Consider the following 18,275-nt stretch of genomic DNA (forward strand, 5'->3'; position numbering starts at 1 on the left):
GGTAAATTTAATACAATTTGAGCAGCAAATAAGCTAGCCAAAGTGTTCATTTCGGCATAGGATCGTGGCTAAGCAGAGAGTGCATTGACCTAATTTGATAGTGGAGAACACCAATACCATGGGTATCAGAGCCATCGTTGTAGATACAGCAGGTACAACAACCGATCTTAATTTTATTAAAGAGACTTTGTTTCCCTACTCGGCTAACGCTCTCAGTGAGTTTTTAGCAGCTAATCAGTCTAACGTGCTAGTTGATAACTGCATTTGCGATGTCAGAGATATCGCCCTTGAGCCAGACGCGAGTTTGGAGCGAGTGGTTGAAATTCTTCAGCAATGGATCGCAGAAGACCGTAAAGCCACACCACTGAAGACCTTACAAGGGCTGATCTGGAAGCAAGGCTACGCTAAAGGCGAGTTTACCGGCCATATTTACCCTGACTTTATCGATGCTATCGACGCAATCAAAAGCCAAAATGTGCGTTTATATAGCTTTTCTTCTGGCTCAGCAGAAGCGCAGCAATTGCTATTTAGTCACAGTGATGCCGGTGATCTGACCCCTAAATTTGATGGCCACTTTGATACTCGTACCGGTAACAAGCTATTTAAACAAGCTTATTGCAATATCATCAACACTATCAGCTTAGCGCCTAAGCAGGTGCTATTTATTTCAGATGTTGTTGAAGAACTCAAAGCGGCACAAGAAGCCGGTATGCGTACCCTGCAAATGGTGCGCGATGACAAGCAGCGCACCGCAGAACATCCACAAATTACCAGTTTTGCTGAACTAAGCCTTAGCTAGCAAGTAGTCAATAATAAACAAGGGCCATCACGGCCCTTGTTTGTATTAAAGCCCGCACTTAAGTCTCAGCTAATTAGTCGTAAATTGACCTGCTTTCATGGCTGGGAATGCTGGAGACACGCAAGGTTTAACCTCAAATCGGAAACCATCGCCGGCATCACGGTCAGTAAATATCTCTAATATTTCATAGTCATTGAGCTCGACCACTTTCGACTCTTCCGCTTTCTCACAACGTGACTTACTGTCGGCCTCTAAATTATACGCAAATTGCGCGACCATTTTACGCACGAACTTTTGATACTTTTCACGAGTATTGTCCTGTTGCTCTATCAGTTCAAGCCGCTGTTCGTCAGTCGTCGTTGGCTCGCTGACTTGAACAACACCATTAGTCAGCTCTTCTATCAATGAAGGGTCGCTAGATTCTGCATCCACATCTTGTAGTGAATTTCCAGCCTGCCGTTGTGCTTTAACGTCTTCTTGCGCTTCTGCAAGTAATTGGGCTGCTTGCTGTAACGCTGCATCCCCTGGAGCGAGTTGCTCAGTCAGATCAATGCCGATGTTGATATCGCTTACTTGACCATTGATGGTGTTCTCGACATTGGTACCAATGTCATCTTCATTGATCTCAGGAACGATATATAACACCAAATAAAATAACAACGTCGAGGCCAGTACTAGCCTAACCAACAAAGTGGTTTTACGAAAATGCTCATTTTGAGTCAATCGTGGCAAGGTGATACCTAATGGCTTAAGCATCAAGATCAATATCAAGTAAAACGGCACCACTAATTGAATAGCCAATATGGCAAGGGCGGTAATTAACACAAACCAAGCAGGGATATATAACAATAACGCCATGTTATGGGTATAACTAAGGTGGCTAGCTGGCACACCGGCGACATCATTAACAATACCGGCGGCCCAACCTAAAGCAAAGTTGGCCACAATGGCGTAAAACAATAACAGTACCGCCTTACCAGCTAAGCTGTGCCATATGCGTTCGAAAACCGGCCAGAATTCGATACTTAAACCCAACACAGTTAGAATGGCCACCCATGTAAAGGTGTCAGTGCCCACCACGAATACAAACGCCAAAAAATACAGCTTTTGTGCCACAGTCAATTTATCTAAAAAGGCACCTATCGCATTTTTAAACCAATACCAGGTAGAGCTAAACGGGTTAGGTAATGCTTTTATCGTGCTGCCAAAACGACGGTAAAGATCAGACATATTTGAAAATTCCATTTCTTATTGTTTTTTGCCACAGGGCCATAATAGAGCTTTTGCAACATAAACCCAACAAAGCTTGTTGCTGGCGCTAGCACCTGTTACGCTGGAATAAAATTCAAACAGGCGTTTACATCTATGCGAGACTTCAAACAACAATACCCCATCCATACTGCCATTAACGTTGCGTGGGGGGAGATGGACGCACTACAACACGTTAATAATGTTGTGTATTTTCGTTATTTTGAAACCGCCAGAATCGATTTTTTCAATCAAATAGGCTTACTGGCTGATTTAAAAGTCACCCAAGTCGGGCCGGTAATTAGCGAGAATCAGGCGCGCTATAAGCGCCCGGTAACTTTTCCCGATACACTGCTAGTGGGGGTATCAATTAGTGATATCAAAGCAGATCGATTTTTAATGCACTACCATGTTTATAGTCAAAGCCAACAAGCGGTCACCACCATTGGCAGCTCTCTGGTGGTTATGTTTAACTTTAAAACAGGTCAAAAAGCGGTGTTAGATGGCCAGCTGCTTGAGGCACTACATAAATATTCCCAAGACGATTAATAGCGAGGAGTCGTTATGCATTCATTGACCATAGTCCATCAAGAACCACAACAGCAATTTGTCGCTGGTATCCCTGAAAACCAGGCTCGTCTGCAATATGAAGTGAACGGCCAAAACATCAATTTTCATCACACATTTGTCCCCGACAGCATGCGCGGCCAAGGCGTTGCCCAGCAACTCGTAGAACGAGGGCTCGAATGGGCAAACAGCCAAAACTACGTTATTAGTGCAAGCTGCAGTTATGTGCAGAAATTTTTATGATGCTGGACCAGTCAGTGCCTGTAGCTGAGCTTTAACTTCAGCACCAATTGCTTGGCTGCGATTTTGCTGGTAATCATAGTGAACTAAAGTGGTTTGCGCCTCTGCGGTTTTCACTTGATTTTGCCAGCTCTGCTGGGTCACCTCAAAGCTACTATTGCCGACACGGCTAATCCAGGTTTTAACTTCTACCGGTGCGCCGTAGTGGGTTGGCGAGGTGAAAGCAATGGTAAATCCGGCCACAATCAAGTTCCATTGGCTCAAATCTAGCTGCGGGTTAAAGATTTCAAATACTGGCTCTCTTGCCGCCTCAAACCACACTGGGATCACAGTATTATTGATATGGCCTAAGCCGTCGGTTTCGTTAAATCGTGGTTGGATGGTTAACTGGAATAAAGATTCTGACACTTGATTGTCCTTATTGTCGGTCGGAAACGTTTTCGATAGCAAATCATACCACTGCCCAGCAGATTACTATCGACTAAATATAAAAAAATGGTGGCCATAAAAAAAGGGATGCAATGCATCCCCCTTTCACTGTTATGCCCTAGCGATACATGGCACTAATTTCGCTGGCATACTTATGATAAATCATTTTGCGGCGCAGCTTCATGGTGGGCGTGATCAACCCCGCTTCCATAGAAAATGCTTCGGGTAGTAAAGTGAATTTTTTAATTTTTTCAAAACCCGCAAGCTCACTTTGCAGCGTTTTAAGTCGTTGTTCGAAATGCTCAATCACATGACTGTGGCGCAACAACTCTAACGGAGACTCATATTTCAGGCCTTTTTCTTCTGCCCAAGCTTCTAGCGACTCATAGGCAGGTACAATTAAAGCGGTCACATAGTTCTTGGCATCAGCCACGATGGCAACCTGCTCAATGAACGGACAACACCCTACAGTGCCTTCAACCCGTTGCGGCGCGATATACTTACCATTAGAAGTTTTCATCAGCTCTTTAATGCGATCGGTAATAAACAAGTTGCCCTGCTCATCTAAACGGCCTGCATCACCGGTTTTCAACCAACCATTTTCAAACGTAGCTGCCGTCTCTTCCGGGCGATTGAAGTAACCACGCATGACGGTATCACCGCGGACTAAAATCTCATCATCTTTACCAATTTTCACTTCAACTTCAGGCAAGGTTTTACCATTCGAGCCCGGCACTCTGTTTTCTAATGTGTTGCAGGTGACAGTGGCGCAGGTTTCTGTCATGCCAAAACCACATAAAACCGGCACATCAATGCTTTGGAAAAATGCACTCACAGAGGGATCAAGTGCTGCACCGCCACAAGGCATAAACTTCAAACGGCCGCCCAAAACTTGTTTCAACTTACTAAAAACCAGTTTATCGGCTAGCTTCCACTGCAAATTAAGCCAGGCTGAACCTTGCTGACGTCCTTGCTGTACTTCCGATTGGCGATGACCCACATTCAAGGCCCAAGCAAATAGTTTCTGCCTTGCCGCCGGTGCTTTAGACACTTTTTCCTGTACAGCGCTATACACCTTCTCCAAGAAGCGTGGCACGACACAAAGTGTATGTGGACGTACTTTTACGATAGCCTCTTTGGCTTCCATCGGGTTTTGCAAGTACACATTATGGCCACCGCGACACAAGACATAAAAGCTCCAGCCACGCTCAAAAACATGACTAAGTGGCAAGAACGCAAGCGACACATCACCGGGGGTGAATGGTAAAAAGTTATCGTGCTGGCGTACAACCGATGCAATATTACGATAATCGAGCATCACCCCTTTAGGATCGCCCGTGGTACCAGAGGTATAAATAAGGGTTAACAGATCATCTAAATTGGCTGCATCCAGTCGAGTTTGTAATTCAAAATGCAAGTCCGCAGCAAACTCTCGGGCAATTAACTCATCAAAATGGCAGTGGTTTTCGTTGTCCTGCAACGTTACTTGGCGGTCAAAGACCACAATCTGGGCTAAACTCGGGCAGTCTTTAGTTAACTCACATGCCATATCATAATGCTGCTGTTCACCAACAAAAATCACCTTAGCTTCAGCATCATTAACAATATACTTAGCCTGCTCAGGAGTACTGGTTGGGTATATGGGTACAACAACAGTGCGAGCCTTAAGCGCACCAATATCAGCACAGGTCCACTGCGGCATATTGTTAGCTAACAACGCCACACGGTCTTGGCTTTTTACACCAAAATGCAATAGCGCCAACGCCACTTTAGTGCTGATACTATCAAACTGGGTCCAGCTCACTTGATACCAAGGAGCTTGCATTTCGAATCCTTCGAGCGCGATGGCATCACCAAGAGATTGGCTTTGCTGTTTAATAAGATGGATTAGGTGGTATTGCTCGAGTGACATGGGTTTAGGCCTTATTTAGCGTACAGGTGTACCTGTTTTTTTAGTATTTTAACTTTAACATACACTAAAAATAAGAGCTTTTGCTCAAATTCTGTTAACTACCGCACAGATTTTCAACTTTTGTGCTGTTATAACAAATCGCCTGACCAAAGTTTTTTCTTTCCAATCCATAGTGTTAAGCATGCTAGCAACACTAAAGCTACATCAATAAAAATCCAGGGAGAAAAGTGCTGCTCAGCCGACATCTGTGACATGGAATAGGGTAAATAACCGGAAATCCACCAGAGGCAATCGGCAATCATGCTGCAGAATTAAGCTTTACATCTTACCGGCTACATCACTATTTAAGACATTACAATTGATTGCGCTTCTTATCCGCATCCGCCTCTACTGCGAGTTCTGCTGCAAGCTCTGCCAATGCTTCCTTTTGGTCAGCAACAGCATCAAATTGATACTGCACAAAAGCTTGATAGTACTTATTATTTAACGCATAGAAAGTAAGTAGACCAAATACAATACCAATAAGATAAATTGGCAGCAGTTTCGATTGAGCATCCATAAATAGCACTGATGGTAAAAACACGCTAAAAAGAACAATCATATAGTAATTGAATGCGGTAGCCGCAAAAAAAGATCCTCGGGTCACCGCGAAATTAAAACCGCAAAAGACCAATATTGTCCCAAAAAAATAGCCAAGTTGAGGCTCAATGGAAAGTTTCGTATATGTCGCAAGAATTACGTAGTTAAGTGTAGTAATCGAAAAAATCATCAACATTGTTGAAGATAGAAAGGCAACAATGGCTTTTAAGGGGGGCAGGAGGCCAACAATATCATCATCGCTTCTTGGAATATTGCTCGGTTTCATTAGTCATTGACCTCTTCGTACACGCCGATAGCCAAGGCTTTCACAGTACCGGTTAGTGCACTACCAGAAAAACTCAAAGATGCACCAACCGCATCTTTGAGTTGTAAACGAAATGCATGGGTTATCTGGGTGCCAGTATACTTTTTAATCAGCCCCTTTCTGCTCAACGATTTAATCATCCGGCCAGAAGCACCAGGCAAATTTAATCTGGCTATTTCATTATTTAGTCGCCTTTTCTCTGGTCGAGATAAGCCTTTTAAAATCTGCAAAGTGCTCTTAGATGTGCCCACTTGCATCATTTTAATCGTCTTTATCATAGAGGCCGATGCGGCACCCGCTCCAGCTAAAGAGATAAGATCAAGTGCCCTTGTCGCTTGTCGATACCACTCATTTGAATCTAGCAAATCATTAAACTGAGGCTTTGAATACTCATTGAATGTACGTATCCCACCATTTGCACACTGCAAAGCACTTGCTGAAGCGGCACCTACCGCTAGATAAGTCACCACACTACTAGTTCCACCCGTTAACGGAATCGCTGCACCACTGCCTAATATGACAGTCCAGCCAATAAAAGCTGCACCACAACTCAATATGGTGCCAGCAACTTCCGATACGAGTTTTGACTCTCGGATATTACCTTGACTCCCCCGCAAGTGGGACGCAAAGGCTGCTTGATTCATCGCTTTAGGCGGTTCCCGAAGCACTATTTTGACAGGGTCAATACGGCATACTGGCTCAAAGGGGCGTAATTCAACAATATTGAACTGACCATCAATATAAACAACACCCGCACCTGTGAGACCGGAGATAGCATCGATATTATCAAAGAGCGTTTTTGTGTCTAATTGTGATTGTATTCGCTGACTCAGTTGCTCATCAAAAAACGCTCGCGTACTTGAGTTGAATGTTGGCCGTCCATTTGCCATTGCTATTGTCATGGTTCCTTCCATGTTGTGAACACAAGGATGTTATTGTACTCAACAAAAATGAATTAACCATTGCCGCAAAGTATTACAAACAACCGAAGAACATCGCTTAGCACTATTTTTCAGCGCACTGCCAATGGGTTATTCACCAACAGAAACTACAACGAATTCAGCTTATAACAAATCGCCTGACCAAAGTTTTTTCTTTCCAATCCATAGTGTTAAGCATGCTGGCAACACTAAAGCTACATCAATAAAAATCCAGGGAGAAAAGTGCTGCTCAGCCGACATCTGTGACATGGAATAAGATAAATAGGCCGAATAAACCACCACCACCGCCATGGCGAGCGAAATATGTAGCACCCGATGTGATAAACAACCTAAGCCCAGCAGCAAAGCGCTGCCAACAAAAGTCGTGATCACCAAGTGAAGCCACATTAATAAGGTAATATCACTATTAAACGCCGCCACGATTGCGGCTGTCACGGCCATTAGCGCTACAATAATACCAATCAGTCGATTTTGACCACGAATAAACAGCTCGATCATTCCCTGTTTGCCATCAAAACCTGGTAATAAATAGAGTGTTTCTACCCCGCGCCAACGCTGAATACGACACCAATGCACCATGGCGCACAACACACATATAAACTGCGAAAACAAAAATAACACAGGCATCTGACTGCCCATTGCCGCCGCGATAGCCGCGCCAACAATCGTCATGACCGGCAATAGCAGTAAGGCCATCACCAATAGCGGACCGACAAAGTAGCTCAAGGGATGCAAAAACGATTCAAGTCGATTGAGCAACTTGCCACTGCCTAGATTCGGCAGCCAAAACCAGCCCATTTCTAAGCCATTTTGATACACACTTCTGGCGTCCGCATGCCACGTAGCTGCCGACAGCTGCCGGTATAACAGTATACTTGCTGTCATGAGTACCACTGCGAGCAAACCGTTATATTGCTGTAAGTGACTGGCTAAATCCGGTAGAAAAGGCAAACTGATAAACAACACAAAAGACATATGAAAAGTGGCCGGTCTTTTGCGGGTTACACTAATAAAAGCTAACCCCAGTAGAGTCGCCAATAGAAACTCCGTTATATAGTTTTCTATCTGCCAAAACTGGGCTATTACCATCGCCAAACAGCTAGATATCAACATGATGAAACCGGACTGCACGAGTAAATTTTTATGGTAGTCGGGAACCAAGTTAGCCCATTCGGTAGCATCGAGTCGCATTAACTGCCATGCCACCGCAGTGGCACTTGAGACCTGCATCATGGATAGCATGATGCTGAAATCATTAATTTTGTCGGGTGCTAGCAAAGGTGCTACCACAATCATGACTAACGCCATTAGCGCCACACCTAAAAAGCTGGCACTACCCACATCAAAAAACCAGAATCGCATCATGCCTTTCAATGGCGCCAAACTATTCATCGGTGTAACTCCATGAACAGCTGCTCTAAGCTGACCGATTCGCTACTTTGTACTGCGGCATCATCATTGAAGCTCCGCAGGTAATTGTCCACCAACACGCTGTCTCCGCAGCGGTTCAGTACATTAAAAGAGTCCGGCAACGCGTGCCCGGAGGCCAGTTTGAGTAATTTAACTTGCTCCCGAATGCTATCCATCTCCTTAAATAGGACTAACTTGCCGGCTTTGATCAACGCCAAGTGACTGGCGACTCGCTCTAAATCTGATGTGATATGCGATGAAAATAACACGGCTGAACCGGAATCTAGCGCCAAATCAAATAGATCAGCCATAAAGCGGCGTCTGGCAATGGGGTCAAGGCTGGCAACAGGCTCATCAAGGATCAATAATTTGGGGCGATAAGCCATCGCCATGATCAGTGCTAGCGATTGTCGTTGACCCACAGATAGACGTTGGACCTGCTTGGTCCCATCCAGCTCAAAACGCTGCAGCCAATCTTGTTCTAATGCGATATCCCACTGCGGATAAAAAGAGCTATGCAAACTCAGCGCTTTTTCAACGGTAAAGCCTTCATAGCCAAACGGTTGCTGTGGCACATAACCCAGTTGTGACTTAGTGGCAGAGGCAATATTGGCCACCGACTCACCCATCACTTCAACGCAGCCTTGGTCAATCTGTAAAATACCCAATGCACAACGCATCAAGGTGGACTTGCCCGCGCCATTTTGCCCCAGCAATCCCACAACCATCCCCGAGTGAAGTTCAATAGAGAGATTATCAATAGCCGTGGTATCACCGAACTGTTTGACTACACTCTTAAAGGCTAAAATTGGTTCCACATTCATCTCCATTGCCTGACCTACCAATAGTAATTTGGGTTACTTCCAGTGTTTTGTTAACGCATCTTGTAGCTGTTCAATTGATACACCCAGCTGTTTAGCTTGGGCGATTAATGCTTGCAGTTGAGGTGTAAGTAGCTCAGTGCTATCGCTGTCGACGTCTGTTTGCCGTTCTGCCACGCGTGTCGGCTGCCCACGGCGGCGCTCAAGCCAGCCTTGTTCTACCAGCATTTGAATCGCGCGGGAAACTGTCATCGGGTTGACGGCAAGGTGCTCGGCAATCTGCCTAACAGAAGGCAATACCTGCGCCGTTTGCCATTGGCCGCCCACAATCAAACGAATAATCTGTTCGTTTAATTGGCGATAAATGGGTTCGCCACTACTGGGGTTGACATTTAGTTGTTCTAACATTAGCCTTTAATTACTGTATTAATACATTGATACACCGATACACTATTTAAATTACCACAGATACAAGAAATTTCAACAAAGGAATAAGTATCATGTTTGATGGAACACTCGACCCAACACGGCAGACAACGAGCCTACAACCCAAATATCGACTGGCACTAAAAACCATTTTGCCAGCTGTACTTGCCCTAAGTAGCTATAGCTTCCCCATTGCAGCTATGGCCAATACAGAAGTACCGCAACCAGAAGCCCAGCACGCTTGTTACGTAACAGGCTTGTCAGAACAGGTTCGCTGCGGCTCGATATTGGTACCAGAGAATCATCAACAACCTGAAGGCAAGCAGATCGCCATTCATTACACTGTGTTGCCAGCGATTAAATCAAACTTTGGTGCAGAGGCATTTTTGGCGATAGCAGGCGGCCCCGGCCAATCTGCCATTGATAACGCCGCTTACTTTGACAAAGTTTTTAGTAAGGTACGCCAATACCGCGACATTTTACTAATCGATCAGCGTGGAACTGGCCGTTCTAACCCTCTTAATTGTGAAGGTGAAGGCTTTGAAGCCGGTTTGGCACTCAATGATGAAAGCATTGATATTGCCGCAACCACACAGCACTGTTTAGATGAGCAAACCGCAGACATCACTCAATACGGCAGTGAAAGTGCACTTAAAGATTTTGAGGCTGTCCGTCAGCATTTGGGTTATAGCAAGCTTCATCTTTATGGTATTTCTTACGGTAGCCGTATGGCGCAATTGTATATGCGCCACTATCCACAGGTGCTAGAAACCGTGACCCTGGACGGTGTGGTCCCGATGCAACAAAGTGTGGTCGCCATTGGTGACGCCATTGAGCGAGCAACACAAATACTGCTTGATGAATGCCAAACAACGCCACTTTGCCAGCAGTCCTTCCCTACACTAGCCGCAGACTTTGCCAAAGTAGACAGTCGCTTGGCCGAAGCCGCTATTACCACCACGACGCGTCACCCGCTTACTGGTGAAGCAAGTGAACTGCTTCTCACCCGTTCTAAATTCATGGGTGCAATAAGAATGGCTATGTATGGCGCTAACATTCGCGCACTTCTGCCCTATGCCATTAACCAAGCTGCACAAGACAACTTCCAGCCCATTCTAGGCTTGTATGCACTCAACATGGATGGCATCGGCTTAGCTATGGGTATGCACTCTTCTGTCGTCTGTGGCGAAGATTGGCCAAGGCTTGATGATGCGATGCGTCAGCAATTACAAAGCAACTACTTTGGCGAGCAGATGTTAATCGGCTTTGATGAGTCTTGCCCAATTTGGAATATGCCGGCAGTCAGTGAAGATTTTAGCGATGCCATCGCGAGTGACATCCCGACCTTACTTCTGTCAGGAGAAAATGACCCTGCCACGCCACCAAGCTGGGCAGAACTGGCCATGGAGAAGATGACCAACGCAACTCACCTAATAGCTCCCTACGCTACCCATGGTGTCGCACATCAATCTTGCGCCAACAACCTAATAGCAGACTTGGTAAACAGTAGAGATGTAGCACAACTCGATAGCGAGTGCTTAAGCCGCGATGTCAGCCGTAACTTTTACCTTAATGCCAGCACAGTCGAGACAACCACCGCCGCCAACGATGCCCAAGGAGCGAGCAATGATTAAAGTAGCCAACCTATCTAAACGCATTGGTGATGTACAAGCACTCAATGACTTAAGTTTTAGTGCTCAAGATGGCCAAATAACCGGATTGCTCGGTCCTAATGGCGCGGGAAAAACGACCTGCCTACGTACGGTTTTTGGATTACTGAAACCCGATGCTGGCCATGCCGAAATAGACGGTATTGATGTGGCGAAATCCCCCATAGAAGCCAAGCAGCAACTGGGTTTATTTCCGGATCCATTTGGCCTATATGAGCGCCTCACGCCAAGGGAATATATTCGCTACTTTGCTGAACTCAACGGTTTAAGTGGCAAGCAAGCCAAACAGGCGGCTGCAAAAGTCTTAGATAAGCTGCACATGAACGATATTGCTGACCGTAAATGCAAAGGGTTTTCACAGGGTCAAAGAATGAAAACCGCCTTGGCTCAAGCCATTGTGCATGAACCCACTAATATCATACTCGACGAGCCGACTCGCGGCTTAGATGTGATGAGTACCCGCGTACTACGTGATATTTTGCGCGACTTAAAGCAGCAAGGTCATTGTGTGCTGTTCTCCAGCCATGTGATGCAAGAAGTGGCAGCACTGTGTGATCAGGTCATTGTTATGGCAGACGGCAAAGTCGTTGCGGTCGGTAGCCCTGACGAACTCTGTCAGCAAACAGGCAAAGCATCGCTAGAAGATGCCTTTATTCAATTAATCGGCACAGACGAGGGAATCGCGGCATGATAGCGCAAATACGTACCATGTTAAAAAAGGAATTAACCGACGCAGCACGTGATAAGCGCTCAGTCATGGCCGGGCTTTATTATGCGATAGGTGCGCCATTAATGATGTGCGGCATGTTTATGTTGCTGATAAGCCAAGTTACCAGTCCAGATGCCCTCAATATCAACATTGAGCACTCAGAGCGGGCCCCAGACTTAGTCAAGTTTTTAGCCAGTAATGATATTACGTCTATTGATGATAGCAGCCGCAAAGATATCGTACTGAGCATTAGCGAAGACTATGCCAGCAATATGGCGAAAGGTTTGCCAGCTGAGCTCACGCTTAGCGCAGATAACTCTGACGAAAAGTTACAATCATCGATTCGCCGCTTAGAGAAAAGCTTACAGCTATACAGCGCCGAAATGGGCAGCTTGCGCCTGATTGCTCGCGGCATTGACCCTAAAGTTGTACAGCCTATCAAAGTTAATGTGGAAGATCAGGCAACCGCTGATTCTAAAGGTGGCATGATTCTGGGCGTGGCGACCTTCATGATGATATATGCCGTATTCATTTCAGGCATGAACTTAGCCATCGACACTTCAGCGGGCGAACGTGAACGTAACTCGTTAGCACTGCTGCTGAGTCACCCGGTGACCACACGACAAATTGTGTGGGCTAAAATGGCCGCCGTCACTGTCTTCGCCATGTTAGGTCTACTGCTGACCTTAGTGATCTCCAAAATTGCTTATGGTTTTGTGCCGTGGCAGGAGCTGGGCTTTAGCGTCAACTTAACCCCTGAGTTTATTGCATTGATGCTGATTGTGAGCTTACCCATCGCGCTAATGGCGGCAGCACTACAACTGTTTGTATCGTTTATGGCCAAATCATTTAAAGAGGCACAATCCTATCTCACCATCGTGCTCGTCGTGCCTATGATGCTGTCGCTCGCAGCGAGCTATAACATCGCCCCAGATACGATGCAATGGCTACCCGTTTCAGGGCAGATGCAGGCGCTAATTGCGTTCATCAAAGGCAAGGAGATCCCTATGTTGCAACTGTTATTGTCATCGGCATCTACGCTAGCCATCGCCTTTGCACTGACATTTGGAATGGAAAAATCCCTTAAAAGCGAAAAAATTGTTTTCGGCTTATAAATTACGCCGCCCCATAACACTAAGTGTATGGGGCCAACTATCACAACAAAGGACAATCAAAAATGGAATATTTATCAACTCTGTTCGCCAGCGAAAACTACGCGTTTATCGCCATGGTCGGTGCCATAGCAATCACATTATGGTTCTTACCCGCAGTGCTGGCGCTGTTTTTTAATCGCAAACACTTCAAACTCATTTTACTGGCTTGTATTCCTGCGGGATTATCATTTATCGCTTGGGGAGCTGTACTAATCTGGGCGGTGACAGGCAAAGTCGCAGAGAAATACGCCAAGCCCAAAAGTGCTTAAGTGGCAATATCAAATCGACACAATAAGGAGTTCGACATGGATAAACAAACACTCGTAATGATCATCATGCTGGCATTTATTGTTAGTGCGACTTTTAGTGAAGTCTTCAAATATTACCTGAGGACAAAGCGGGTTTCTCACGGCGATATTAAAAACAGCGAAATCGATCTGCTGCAACAACAAAACCGTCAACTACAGGAGCGAGTTGCCGTATTAGAGAAAATCGTCACTGAACCTAGTTACGATCTCAAGCAACGGATCAACGCACTATAAATTCAATACCACTCGGTTTCCAAACCCAGTTAGCAGCAGGTATGAGTATTAAATTTTTGCCGATAAGCGCGTGGCGTTAAACTCGTCAATTGGATAAACAGCTTACGAAATGAGCTGACATCTTCATAGCCCACGCGCTCGACAATTTGCTCAATGGCCAATTCAGTCGTTTCAAGCAACCGCTTGGCTTCATCCACCCGCAGTCGCTGCATATAACTGGCGGGGGTTTCGTTAACCGCCTTTTTAAAGCGCCTAATCAAGGTGCGCTTGCCAACGGCAAACTTATTGGCAATATCATCCAATAACCAATTTTGATTCAGATGCTGCTGCATCCAGTGTTGGATCTGCTTAATCAGCTCATCTTGGTGCTGCTCAGGATTAATCGCCATGGTCATAAATGGCTGCTGTGAGCAACGGTTAGGATCAATAAGTAAGATTTTGGCCATCTGTTGAGCGAGCTGTTCGCCCGCTAAAATACTCACCAAATGCAGGGCTAAACTCAAGTTCGAGGTAGTCGCGCCTGCGGTATGAATATGACCATCGGACACCACTAAAGTATCCATGCACAAATTCACATCTTTAAAGTTACGTTCAAACATCTCATTTAGCCACCAAACCGTTGTGGCCCGCCGGTTAGCCAGTAACCCTGATGCGGCTAACATTAATGTGCCAGAACAATATGCAGCCAAAGGCTTTTCGGTGGCAGAGAACAAACGCAATGGTGCAAATAGCGGTTCAAAATCATTTAAATAACTTTGGAATTCGGTTCGATTGGTCACAAATGATGATGCCAAGATCACCGCATCGGCAGCGGTTATCTCTTCAGGGGTTGCCAACGCTTTGGCTGGAATTTGAAAGCCTTGATTAGTGGTTACCGGCTGGCCATCATGGCTTATCACATGGCAATGGAACAGATCTTCAGTGACTTCAGGATCAACCCGCTTCAGGTAGCTATTACAAAAGCTAAACACATCTAGAAAGCCGACTATTCCACCAGCAACCACATTACCGGCCGCTAAAATATACACTTTTTTCACTGGCTGCCCCACAATGTCACTATTGACTTTATATTTGTCAATAATGACACTTATTTTAATAATGTCTAGTTTTTATACTGTGGTTATCACCTTGAAGTACTTTGTAAGGACACATACTATGAACAAGAGTCACACCCATATCAGCCTAAGTTTGATTTATCTTGTTGCCAGTTGGAGCTTACTACTGTGGTTACATTTCAGCACCGAACCCAATATCTTTGCCCATCTGGTCGCCATTCCAAGTCTATTGCTGTTTACCGGATTCAGTGCTTATCAAATCGTCAAAAAAGGCCTCTAAACTTGGTAGCGACACACCCTGCTGTTTTAGGGGAATACAACATTTAACTTAGGGTGACGCCAATACAGCCCTCAAACAAAAAAACCAGCCGAAGCTGGTTTTTTCTAGTGAAATTAACTGATTCAATCGTTAACTATTTGGCCTTAGGTCTAAAAGGCTTAATGACAGACTCATCACACTCTAAAAATGGGCCGTCCATCAAATCAATACAGTAGGGAATCGCTGGGAATACCGCATCTAAACATTCACGAATCGATTTAGGCTTGCCGGGTAAATTAACAATCAGTGAATCACCACGTAGGCCAGCAGTTTGTCGAGACAAGATAGCCGTCGGTACAAACTTTAATGACTCGGCGCGCATAAGCTCACCAAACCCTGGCATCATACGATCGCACACTGCCTCAGTTGCTTCTGGAGTCACATCGCGCTTAGCCGGTCCTGTGCCACCGGTTGTCACAATCAGGCTGCAGTTTTGGTTGTCAGCCATATCAATTAAAGTAGCCGAAATGACATCTTGTTCATCAGGGATAACTTGATAAACCGGTTCCCATTCCGACGTCAGGTACTCGTTTAGTACATCAATAATCGCTTTACCTGAAATGTCTTCGTATACGCCTGCGCTCGCTCTATCACTGACAGTAACGATACCGATTTTCGCTTTGCTCATGTCGTTATATCCTTTCAAACTTGCTGTTGTTGCACTAATGCCGGTCAATCTAGCATAAAGCGCCGGCATTTGGTTTGATAAATACCAAAGTTAAAGCTAAATTCGCCAGCTAGCGGCTATTAGCCGCCACCTAGCTTATTGAGTAAGCCACCGAGCTCTTTATCCGCTCGTTGCTTCAATTCCTGCTTAGCGCGCTCTTTTAACTGCTTTTCAGCTTCTTTCTTGGCTTGTTTAATCATGTTATCCAACATTGATTGCACAATGGCAGCTCCCACCTGATCGGCAGGCAGACCGTGCGGAAAGCCAACAGCATCAGCCATAAAGGTGGGTAAGGTGACCTGATAGCTTTGCTGGCCAACCGCCGTTAAGTCGACCGTCAAACTCACGCCCTCAACTTTCACTTGTTTAACTGCAATCAACGCTTCTTTACCAGATGATTCAGAGGGGCTAGGTGGCTCAGATTGGTTGGCGGGCTCTGCTTGTTTAGTACTGCTCGGTGATGACTGTAACTGCTGTGCCAAATTGTTTTTCAGCGCCTGCAGGTTATTGCTGCCGTCGGCGGCCAGCTCAAACCTAACACTAGGGCCAGAAATTAACACTTGGTTGATGAGCACTTCTTGGGTACTAAAGTTGCTGGTTTCAATATCCAATTTGATTTGTTGAAATGCCAGTGCCGCATTATCACTAAAGCCCTTAGGATTTTGCACTGCAAAGCCCTCAAGAGCACCAAAGCCCTTAAGCATTTGTAAATCAACGCTCGCCAATGTCACCGGTGTTTGCAGCAAGCGCGTGCCCTGCTTCTCCACCTGTGTTTGGACTATCCCATTAAGATTATTCAGTACCCAATAAACAACCACGCCCAATAACAACAATAAGGCGATTAGAACGGCGACAATGGCTTTTTTCACGGTGAGACTCCATTTGCAGGCAAGAATGCTGACGTACTTGTCAGTGTGCTAATGAAGTGTGCCTGAGCCCTGCAATAAAAGCTATGTGCAGCAGAGGATATCGCTATAATTTACCGAGAGACTTCGCCAATATGGCTTAAAATAGGGCCGCAGGTAAGTGGCCGCTGCTAATTGACTAGCATGAGTACAATTAGCAGCGATACGAGGTTAGTTAAAGGTGATAGAGATAAAGTAGCCCAGTACCGTAGCGGTGACGACGCCAATAAAGCCCGGCACCAAGAAGCTGTGGTTGAGCACATACTTACCTATACGTGTGGTACCACTGCGGTCAAAACTGATAGCCGCAAGATCGCTCGGGTAGAATGGGAAGAAGAAGTAGGCATAACAAGCCGGTAGTACACCAATCAACACCGCGGGTGGAATTCCCAAAGAGAAGCCCAGCGGAAGCATAATGGTTAATACCGCTGCCTGACTTTTTAAGAATACCGACACCACAAACATCGCAATAGCAAACGTCCACGGGTAAACCGCAACGATGTCACTGACAGATTCTACCAAGTAAGATTTATGATGACCGATAATGGTGTCACTCATCCAGGCAATACCAAAAATGATAATTACCGCTGTCATACCGGCTGTAAACACATTACTAGTGGCAATTTTCTTCGGTGAGATATTGGTTGCCAGCAAGATGATGCCACCCACAGACAACATCATAAACTGAATAGCCACCGACATTTTCACGCCTTCGGGTAGCAGTTGTTTACTGAATAACGCGATGATAATCACTGACAGAATACCGAGTAAGAAAACCGTCAGACCTTTTTTGGCAGTTGAATCAGTTTCTTCTTTGTCGCCGCTGTTGGACTCTGGATCCAGCAAAGCAGCTTTAAACTCAGGGTCCTGTAGTCGTGCTTGGAACTCAGGATCTTTGTCCAAATCTTTACCGCGTTTAAGGCTCCAAGTACACGCAACCAACACACCTATTAGGGTTGATGGGATGGTCACCATCAAGACATCAATCAAACCGATATCAAGCTGGTTATCGACTGCCGTGGCAATGACCACCGCTGCGGCGGCGGCAATCGGGCTAGCCGTGACCCCCATTTGCGACGCCACTGTGGCAATGGCCAGCGGGCGTTCAGGGCGAATGCCCTTTTTATAAGATACGTCGTAAATGACAGGCAGTAATGGATAAACTGAGTGACCCGTTCCCACCAGTACTGTCAGAGAATAAGTACAAAGCGGGCCTAGAAATACAATGTGTTCTGGGTGCTTACGTAATAGCTTTTCGGCAAACTTAACCAGTAGCTTCAGGCCGCCAGTTGCCTCAAGTGTTGCGGATGCGGCCACAACAGCAAGAATAATCAGCATCACACTGATAGGCGGTGTGCCCGGTGCAATACCAAACACAAACGCCAGTACCGAAACCCCCAAGCCCCCTAACAAGCCAAATGCAATTCCGCCATGCCGAATACCGACAAAGATGACGGCTAACAGCAACAACATATGGATATAAAACATTGTTCACCACCCTTTTTATTATTAGTACGTTGCAGATATACCATATACAGGGGAAATAATAGTGACGAC

Annotated in this window: 21 protein-coding genes; 9 read left to right on the plus strand and 12 right to left on the minus strand. The window is 45.6% G+C overall.

What is annotated here, in order from left to right; all coding sequences use genetic code 11:
* Positions 1-118 precede the first annotated feature (118 nt).
* Entirely contained in the window at positions 119-799 is a 681-nt protein-coding gene (gene mtnC / locus L865_RS0113540; RefSeq protein WP_028773735.1) for an acireductone synthase, read from the plus strand.
* Positions 800-868: 69 nt separating this feature from the next.
* Here mtnC and L865_RS23795 read toward each other — a convergent pair whose 3' ends face one another.
* On the minus strand, positions 869-2,029 hold the full coding sequence (locus L865_RS23795; protein WP_051484607.1) for a hypothetical protein: 1,161 nt from the start codon (positions 2,027-2,029) through the stop codon (positions 869-871).
* A 135-nt stretch (positions 2,030-2,164) separates the two neighbouring features.
* Here L865_RS23795 and L865_RS0113550 point away from each other — a divergent pair, with 135 nt between their 5' ends.
* Complete coding sequence (locus L865_RS0113550; protein ID WP_028773736.1) at positions 2,165-2,596, plus strand: acyl-CoA thioesterase; 432 nt, start codon at positions 2,165-2,167, stop codon at positions 2,594-2,596.
* A gap of 15 nt (positions 2,597-2,611) precedes the next feature.
* Positions 2,612-2,857 (plus strand): GNAT family N-acetyltransferase, encoded by a 246-nt coding sequence (locus L865_RS0113555; protein ID WP_028773737.1) that lies wholly within the window; start codon positions 2,612-2,614, stop codon positions 2,855-2,857.
* Here the strand turns inward: L865_RS0113555 and L865_RS0113560 are convergent.
* The 7 genes from L865_RS0113560 to L865_RS0113590 all read right to left on the minus strand — a co-directional run bounded on the left by L865_RS0113560 (position 2,852) and on the right by L865_RS0113590 (position 9,679).
* A complete protein-coding gene (locus L865_RS0113560; RefSeq protein ID WP_028773738.1) occupies positions 2,852-3,262 on the minus strand; it encodes an acyl-CoA thioesterase in 411 nt (136 codons plus the stop codon). The genes L865_RS0113555 and L865_RS0113560 overlap by 6 nt on opposite strands.
* A 139-nt stretch (positions 3,263-3,401) precedes the next feature.
* On the minus strand, positions 3,402-5,195 hold the full coding sequence (locus tag L865_RS0113565) for an AMP-dependent synthetase/ligase (RefSeq protein ID WP_028773739.1): 1,794 nt from the start codon (positions 5,193-5,195) through the stop codon (positions 3,402-3,404).
* Positions 5,196-5,547: 352 nt separating this feature from the next.
* Entirely contained in the window at positions 5,548-6,060 is a 513-nt protein-coding gene (locus L865_RS0113570; protein ID WP_028773740.1) for a hypothetical protein, read from the minus strand.
* Complete coding sequence (ssp4, locus tag L865_RS0113575; protein WP_028773741.1) at positions 6,060-7,001, minus strand: Ssp4 family T6SS effector; 942 nt, start codon at positions 6,999-7,001, stop codon at positions 6,060-6,062. Before ssp4 ends, L865_RS0113570 begins: the two co-directional genes overlap by 1 nt.
* Before the next feature lie 162 nt (positions 7,002-7,163).
* Positions 7,164-8,432, minus strand: coding sequence for a hypothetical protein (locus L865_RS23800; protein WP_037471159.1), 1,269 nt, complete (start codon positions 8,430-8,432; stop codon positions 7,164-7,166).
* Entirely contained in the window at positions 8,429-9,280 is an 852-nt protein-coding gene (locus L865_RS0113585; RefSeq protein ID WP_028773742.1) for an ABC transporter ATP-binding protein, read from the minus strand. Before L865_RS0113585 ends, L865_RS23800 begins: the two co-directional genes overlap by 4 nt.
* 27 nt (positions 9,281-9,307) lie before the next feature.
* On the minus strand, positions 9,308-9,679 hold the full coding sequence (locus tag L865_RS0113590; protein WP_028773743.1) for a GntR family transcriptional regulator: 372 nt from the start codon (positions 9,677-9,679) through the stop codon (positions 9,308-9,310).
* Between the two features lie 92 nt (positions 9,680-9,771).
* Here L865_RS0113590 and L865_RS23805 point away from each other — a divergent pair, with 92 nt between their 5' ends.
* The 5 genes from L865_RS23805 to L865_RS0113615 all read left to right on the plus strand — a co-directional run bounded on the left by L865_RS23805 (position 9,772) and on the right by L865_RS0113615 (position 13,772).
* A complete protein-coding gene (locus tag L865_RS23805; protein WP_084632541.1) occupies positions 9,772-11,331 on the plus strand; it encodes an alpha/beta hydrolase in 1,560 nt (519 codons plus the stop codon).
* On the plus strand, positions 11,324-12,058 hold the full coding sequence (locus tag L865_RS0113600) for an ABC transporter ATP-binding protein (RefSeq protein ID WP_028773744.1): 735 nt from the start codon (positions 11,324-11,326) through the stop codon (positions 12,056-12,058). The genes L865_RS23805 and L865_RS0113600 overlap by 8 nt, the downstream gene beginning before the upstream one ends.
* Positions 12,055-13,191, plus strand: a complete 1,137-nt coding sequence (locus L865_RS0113605; RefSeq protein ID WP_157577573.1) for an ABC transporter permease — start codon at positions 12,055-12,057, stop codon at positions 13,189-13,191. Before L865_RS0113600 ends, L865_RS0113605 begins: the two co-directional genes overlap by 4 nt.
* Positions 13,192-13,253: 62 nt before the next feature.
* Complete coding sequence (locus tag L865_RS0113610; RefSeq protein ID WP_028773746.1) at positions 13,254-13,499, plus strand: superinfection immunity protein; 246 nt, start codon at positions 13,254-13,256, stop codon at positions 13,497-13,499.
* 36 nt (positions 13,500-13,535) lie between these two features.
* Positions 13,536-13,772 (plus strand): hypothetical protein, encoded by a 237-nt coding sequence (locus L865_RS0113615; protein WP_028773747.1) that lies wholly within the window; start codon positions 13,536-13,538, stop codon positions 13,770-13,772.
* A gap of 29 nt (positions 13,773-13,801) precedes the next feature.
* Here the strand turns inward: L865_RS0113615 and L865_RS0113620 are convergent, their stop codons facing one another.
* On the minus strand, positions 13,802-14,809 hold the full coding sequence (locus tag L865_RS0113620; protein ID WP_028773748.1) for a GlxA family transcriptional regulator: 1,008 nt from the start codon (positions 14,807-14,809) through the stop codon (positions 13,802-13,804).
* 118 nt (positions 14,810-14,927) lie between these two features.
* Between L865_RS0113620 and L865_RS0113625 the strand changes: the two genes are divergently transcribed.
* The gene (locus tag L865_RS0113625) at positions 14,928-15,107 is read left to right on the plus strand and encodes a hypothetical protein (protein WP_028773749.1); all 180 of its coding nucleotides are present in this window, start codon (positions 14,928-14,930) and stop codon (positions 15,105-15,107) included.
* Between the two features lie 133 nt (positions 15,108-15,240).
* On the opposite strand, the gene mog is transcribed toward L865_RS0113625, so the two are convergent.
* The 3 genes from mog to L865_RS0113640 form a co-directional block, all read right to left on the minus strand.
* Complete coding sequence (mog, locus tag L865_RS0113630; RefSeq protein ID WP_028773750.1) at positions 15,241-15,774, minus strand: molybdopterin adenylyltransferase; 534 nt, start codon at positions 15,772-15,774, stop codon at positions 15,241-15,243.
* Between the two features lie 119 nt (positions 15,775-15,893).
* Positions 15,894-16,682: a DUF748 domain-containing protein gene (locus L865_RS0113635; protein ID WP_028773751.1), complete on the minus strand. Its 789-nt coding sequence runs from the start codon at positions 16,680-16,682 to the stop codon at positions 15,894-15,896.
* 207 nt (positions 16,683-16,889) lie between these two features.
* Positions 16,890-18,206 carry an anaerobic C4-dicarboxylate transporter gene (locus tag L865_RS0113640; protein ID WP_028773752.1) on the minus strand — a complete coding sequence of 439 codons (1,317 nt, stop codon included), beginning with the start codon at positions 18,204-18,206 and terminating at the stop codon, positions 16,890-16,892.
* Positions 18,207-18,275 lie beyond the last annotated feature (69 nt).

Origin of the sequence: Shewanella waksmanii ATCC BAA-643 (assembly GCF_000518805.1) — a bacterium.
GTDB classification, from domain to species: domain Bacteria; phylum Pseudomonadota; class Gammaproteobacteria; order Enterobacterales; family Shewanellaceae; genus Shewanella; species Shewanella waksmanii.

Excerpts from the sequence above, each read along its gene's own strand:
- L865_RS0113555 (WP_028773737.1), top strand. The coding sequence starts at position 2,612 with ATGCATTCATTGACCATAGTCCATCAAGAACCACAACAGCAATTTGTC.
- L865_RS0113640 (WP_028773752.1), bottom strand. The coding sequence starts at position 18,206 with ATGTTTTATATCCATATGTTGTTGCTGTTAGCCGTCATCTTTGTCGGT.
- L865_RS0113590 (WP_028773743.1), bottom strand. The coding sequence starts at position 9,679 with ATGTTAGAACAACTAAATGTCAACCCCAGTAGTGGCGAACCCATTTAT.
- mog (WP_028773750.1), bottom strand. The coding sequence starts at position 15,774 with ATGAGCAAAGCGAAAATCGGTATCGTTACTGTCAGTGATAGAGCGAGC.
- L865_RS0113550 (WP_028773736.1), top strand. The coding sequence starts at position 2,165 with ATGCGAGACTTCAAACAACAATACCCCATCCATACTGCCATTAACGTT.
- L865_RS23800 (WP_037471159.1), bottom strand. The coding sequence starts at position 8,432 with ATGAATAGTTTGGCGCCATTGAAAGGCATGATGCGATTCTGGTTTTTT.
- L865_RS0113570 (WP_028773740.1), bottom strand. The coding sequence starts at position 6,060 with ATGAAACCGAGCAATATTCCAAGAAGCGATGATGATATTGTTGGCCTC.
- mtnC (WP_028773735.1), top strand. The coding sequence starts at position 119 with ATGGGTATCAGAGCCATCGTTGTAGATACAGCAGGTACAACAACCGAT.
- L865_RS23805 (WP_084632541.1), top strand. The coding sequence starts at position 9,772 with ATGTTTGATGGAACACTCGACCCAACACGGCAGACAACGAGCCTACAA.
- L865_RS0113610 (WP_028773746.1), top strand. The coding sequence starts at position 13,254 with ATGGAATATTTATCAACTCTGTTCGCCAGCGAAAACTACGCGTTTATC.
- L865_RS0113625 (WP_028773749.1), top strand. The coding sequence starts at position 14,928 with ATGAACAAGAGTCACACCCATATCAGCCTAAGTTTGATTTATCTTGTT.
- L865_RS0113600 (WP_028773744.1), top strand. The coding sequence starts at position 11,324 with ATGATTAAAGTAGCCAACCTATCTAAACGCATTGGTGATGTACAAGCA.
- L865_RS0113585 (WP_028773742.1), bottom strand. The coding sequence starts at position 9,280 with ATGGAGATGAATGTGGAACCAATTTTAGCCTTTAAGAGTGTAGTCAAA.
- L865_RS0113565 (WP_028773739.1), bottom strand. The coding sequence starts at position 5,195 with ATGTCACTCGAGCAATACCACCTAATCCATCTTATTAAACAGCAAAGC.
- L865_RS0113605 (WP_157577573.1), top strand. The coding sequence starts at position 12,055 with ATGATAGCGCAAATACGTACCATGTTAAAAAAGGAATTAACCGACGCA.
- ssp4 (WP_028773741.1), bottom strand. The coding sequence starts at position 7,001 with ATGACAATAGCAATGGCAAATGGACGGCCAACATTCAACTCAAGTACG.
- L865_RS0113615 (WP_028773747.1), top strand. The coding sequence starts at position 13,536 with ATGGATAAACAAACACTCGTAATGATCATCATGCTGGCATTTATTGTT.
- L865_RS23795 (WP_051484607.1), bottom strand. The coding sequence starts at position 2,029 with ATGTCTGATCTTTACCGTCGTTTTGGCAGCACGATAAAAGCATTACCT.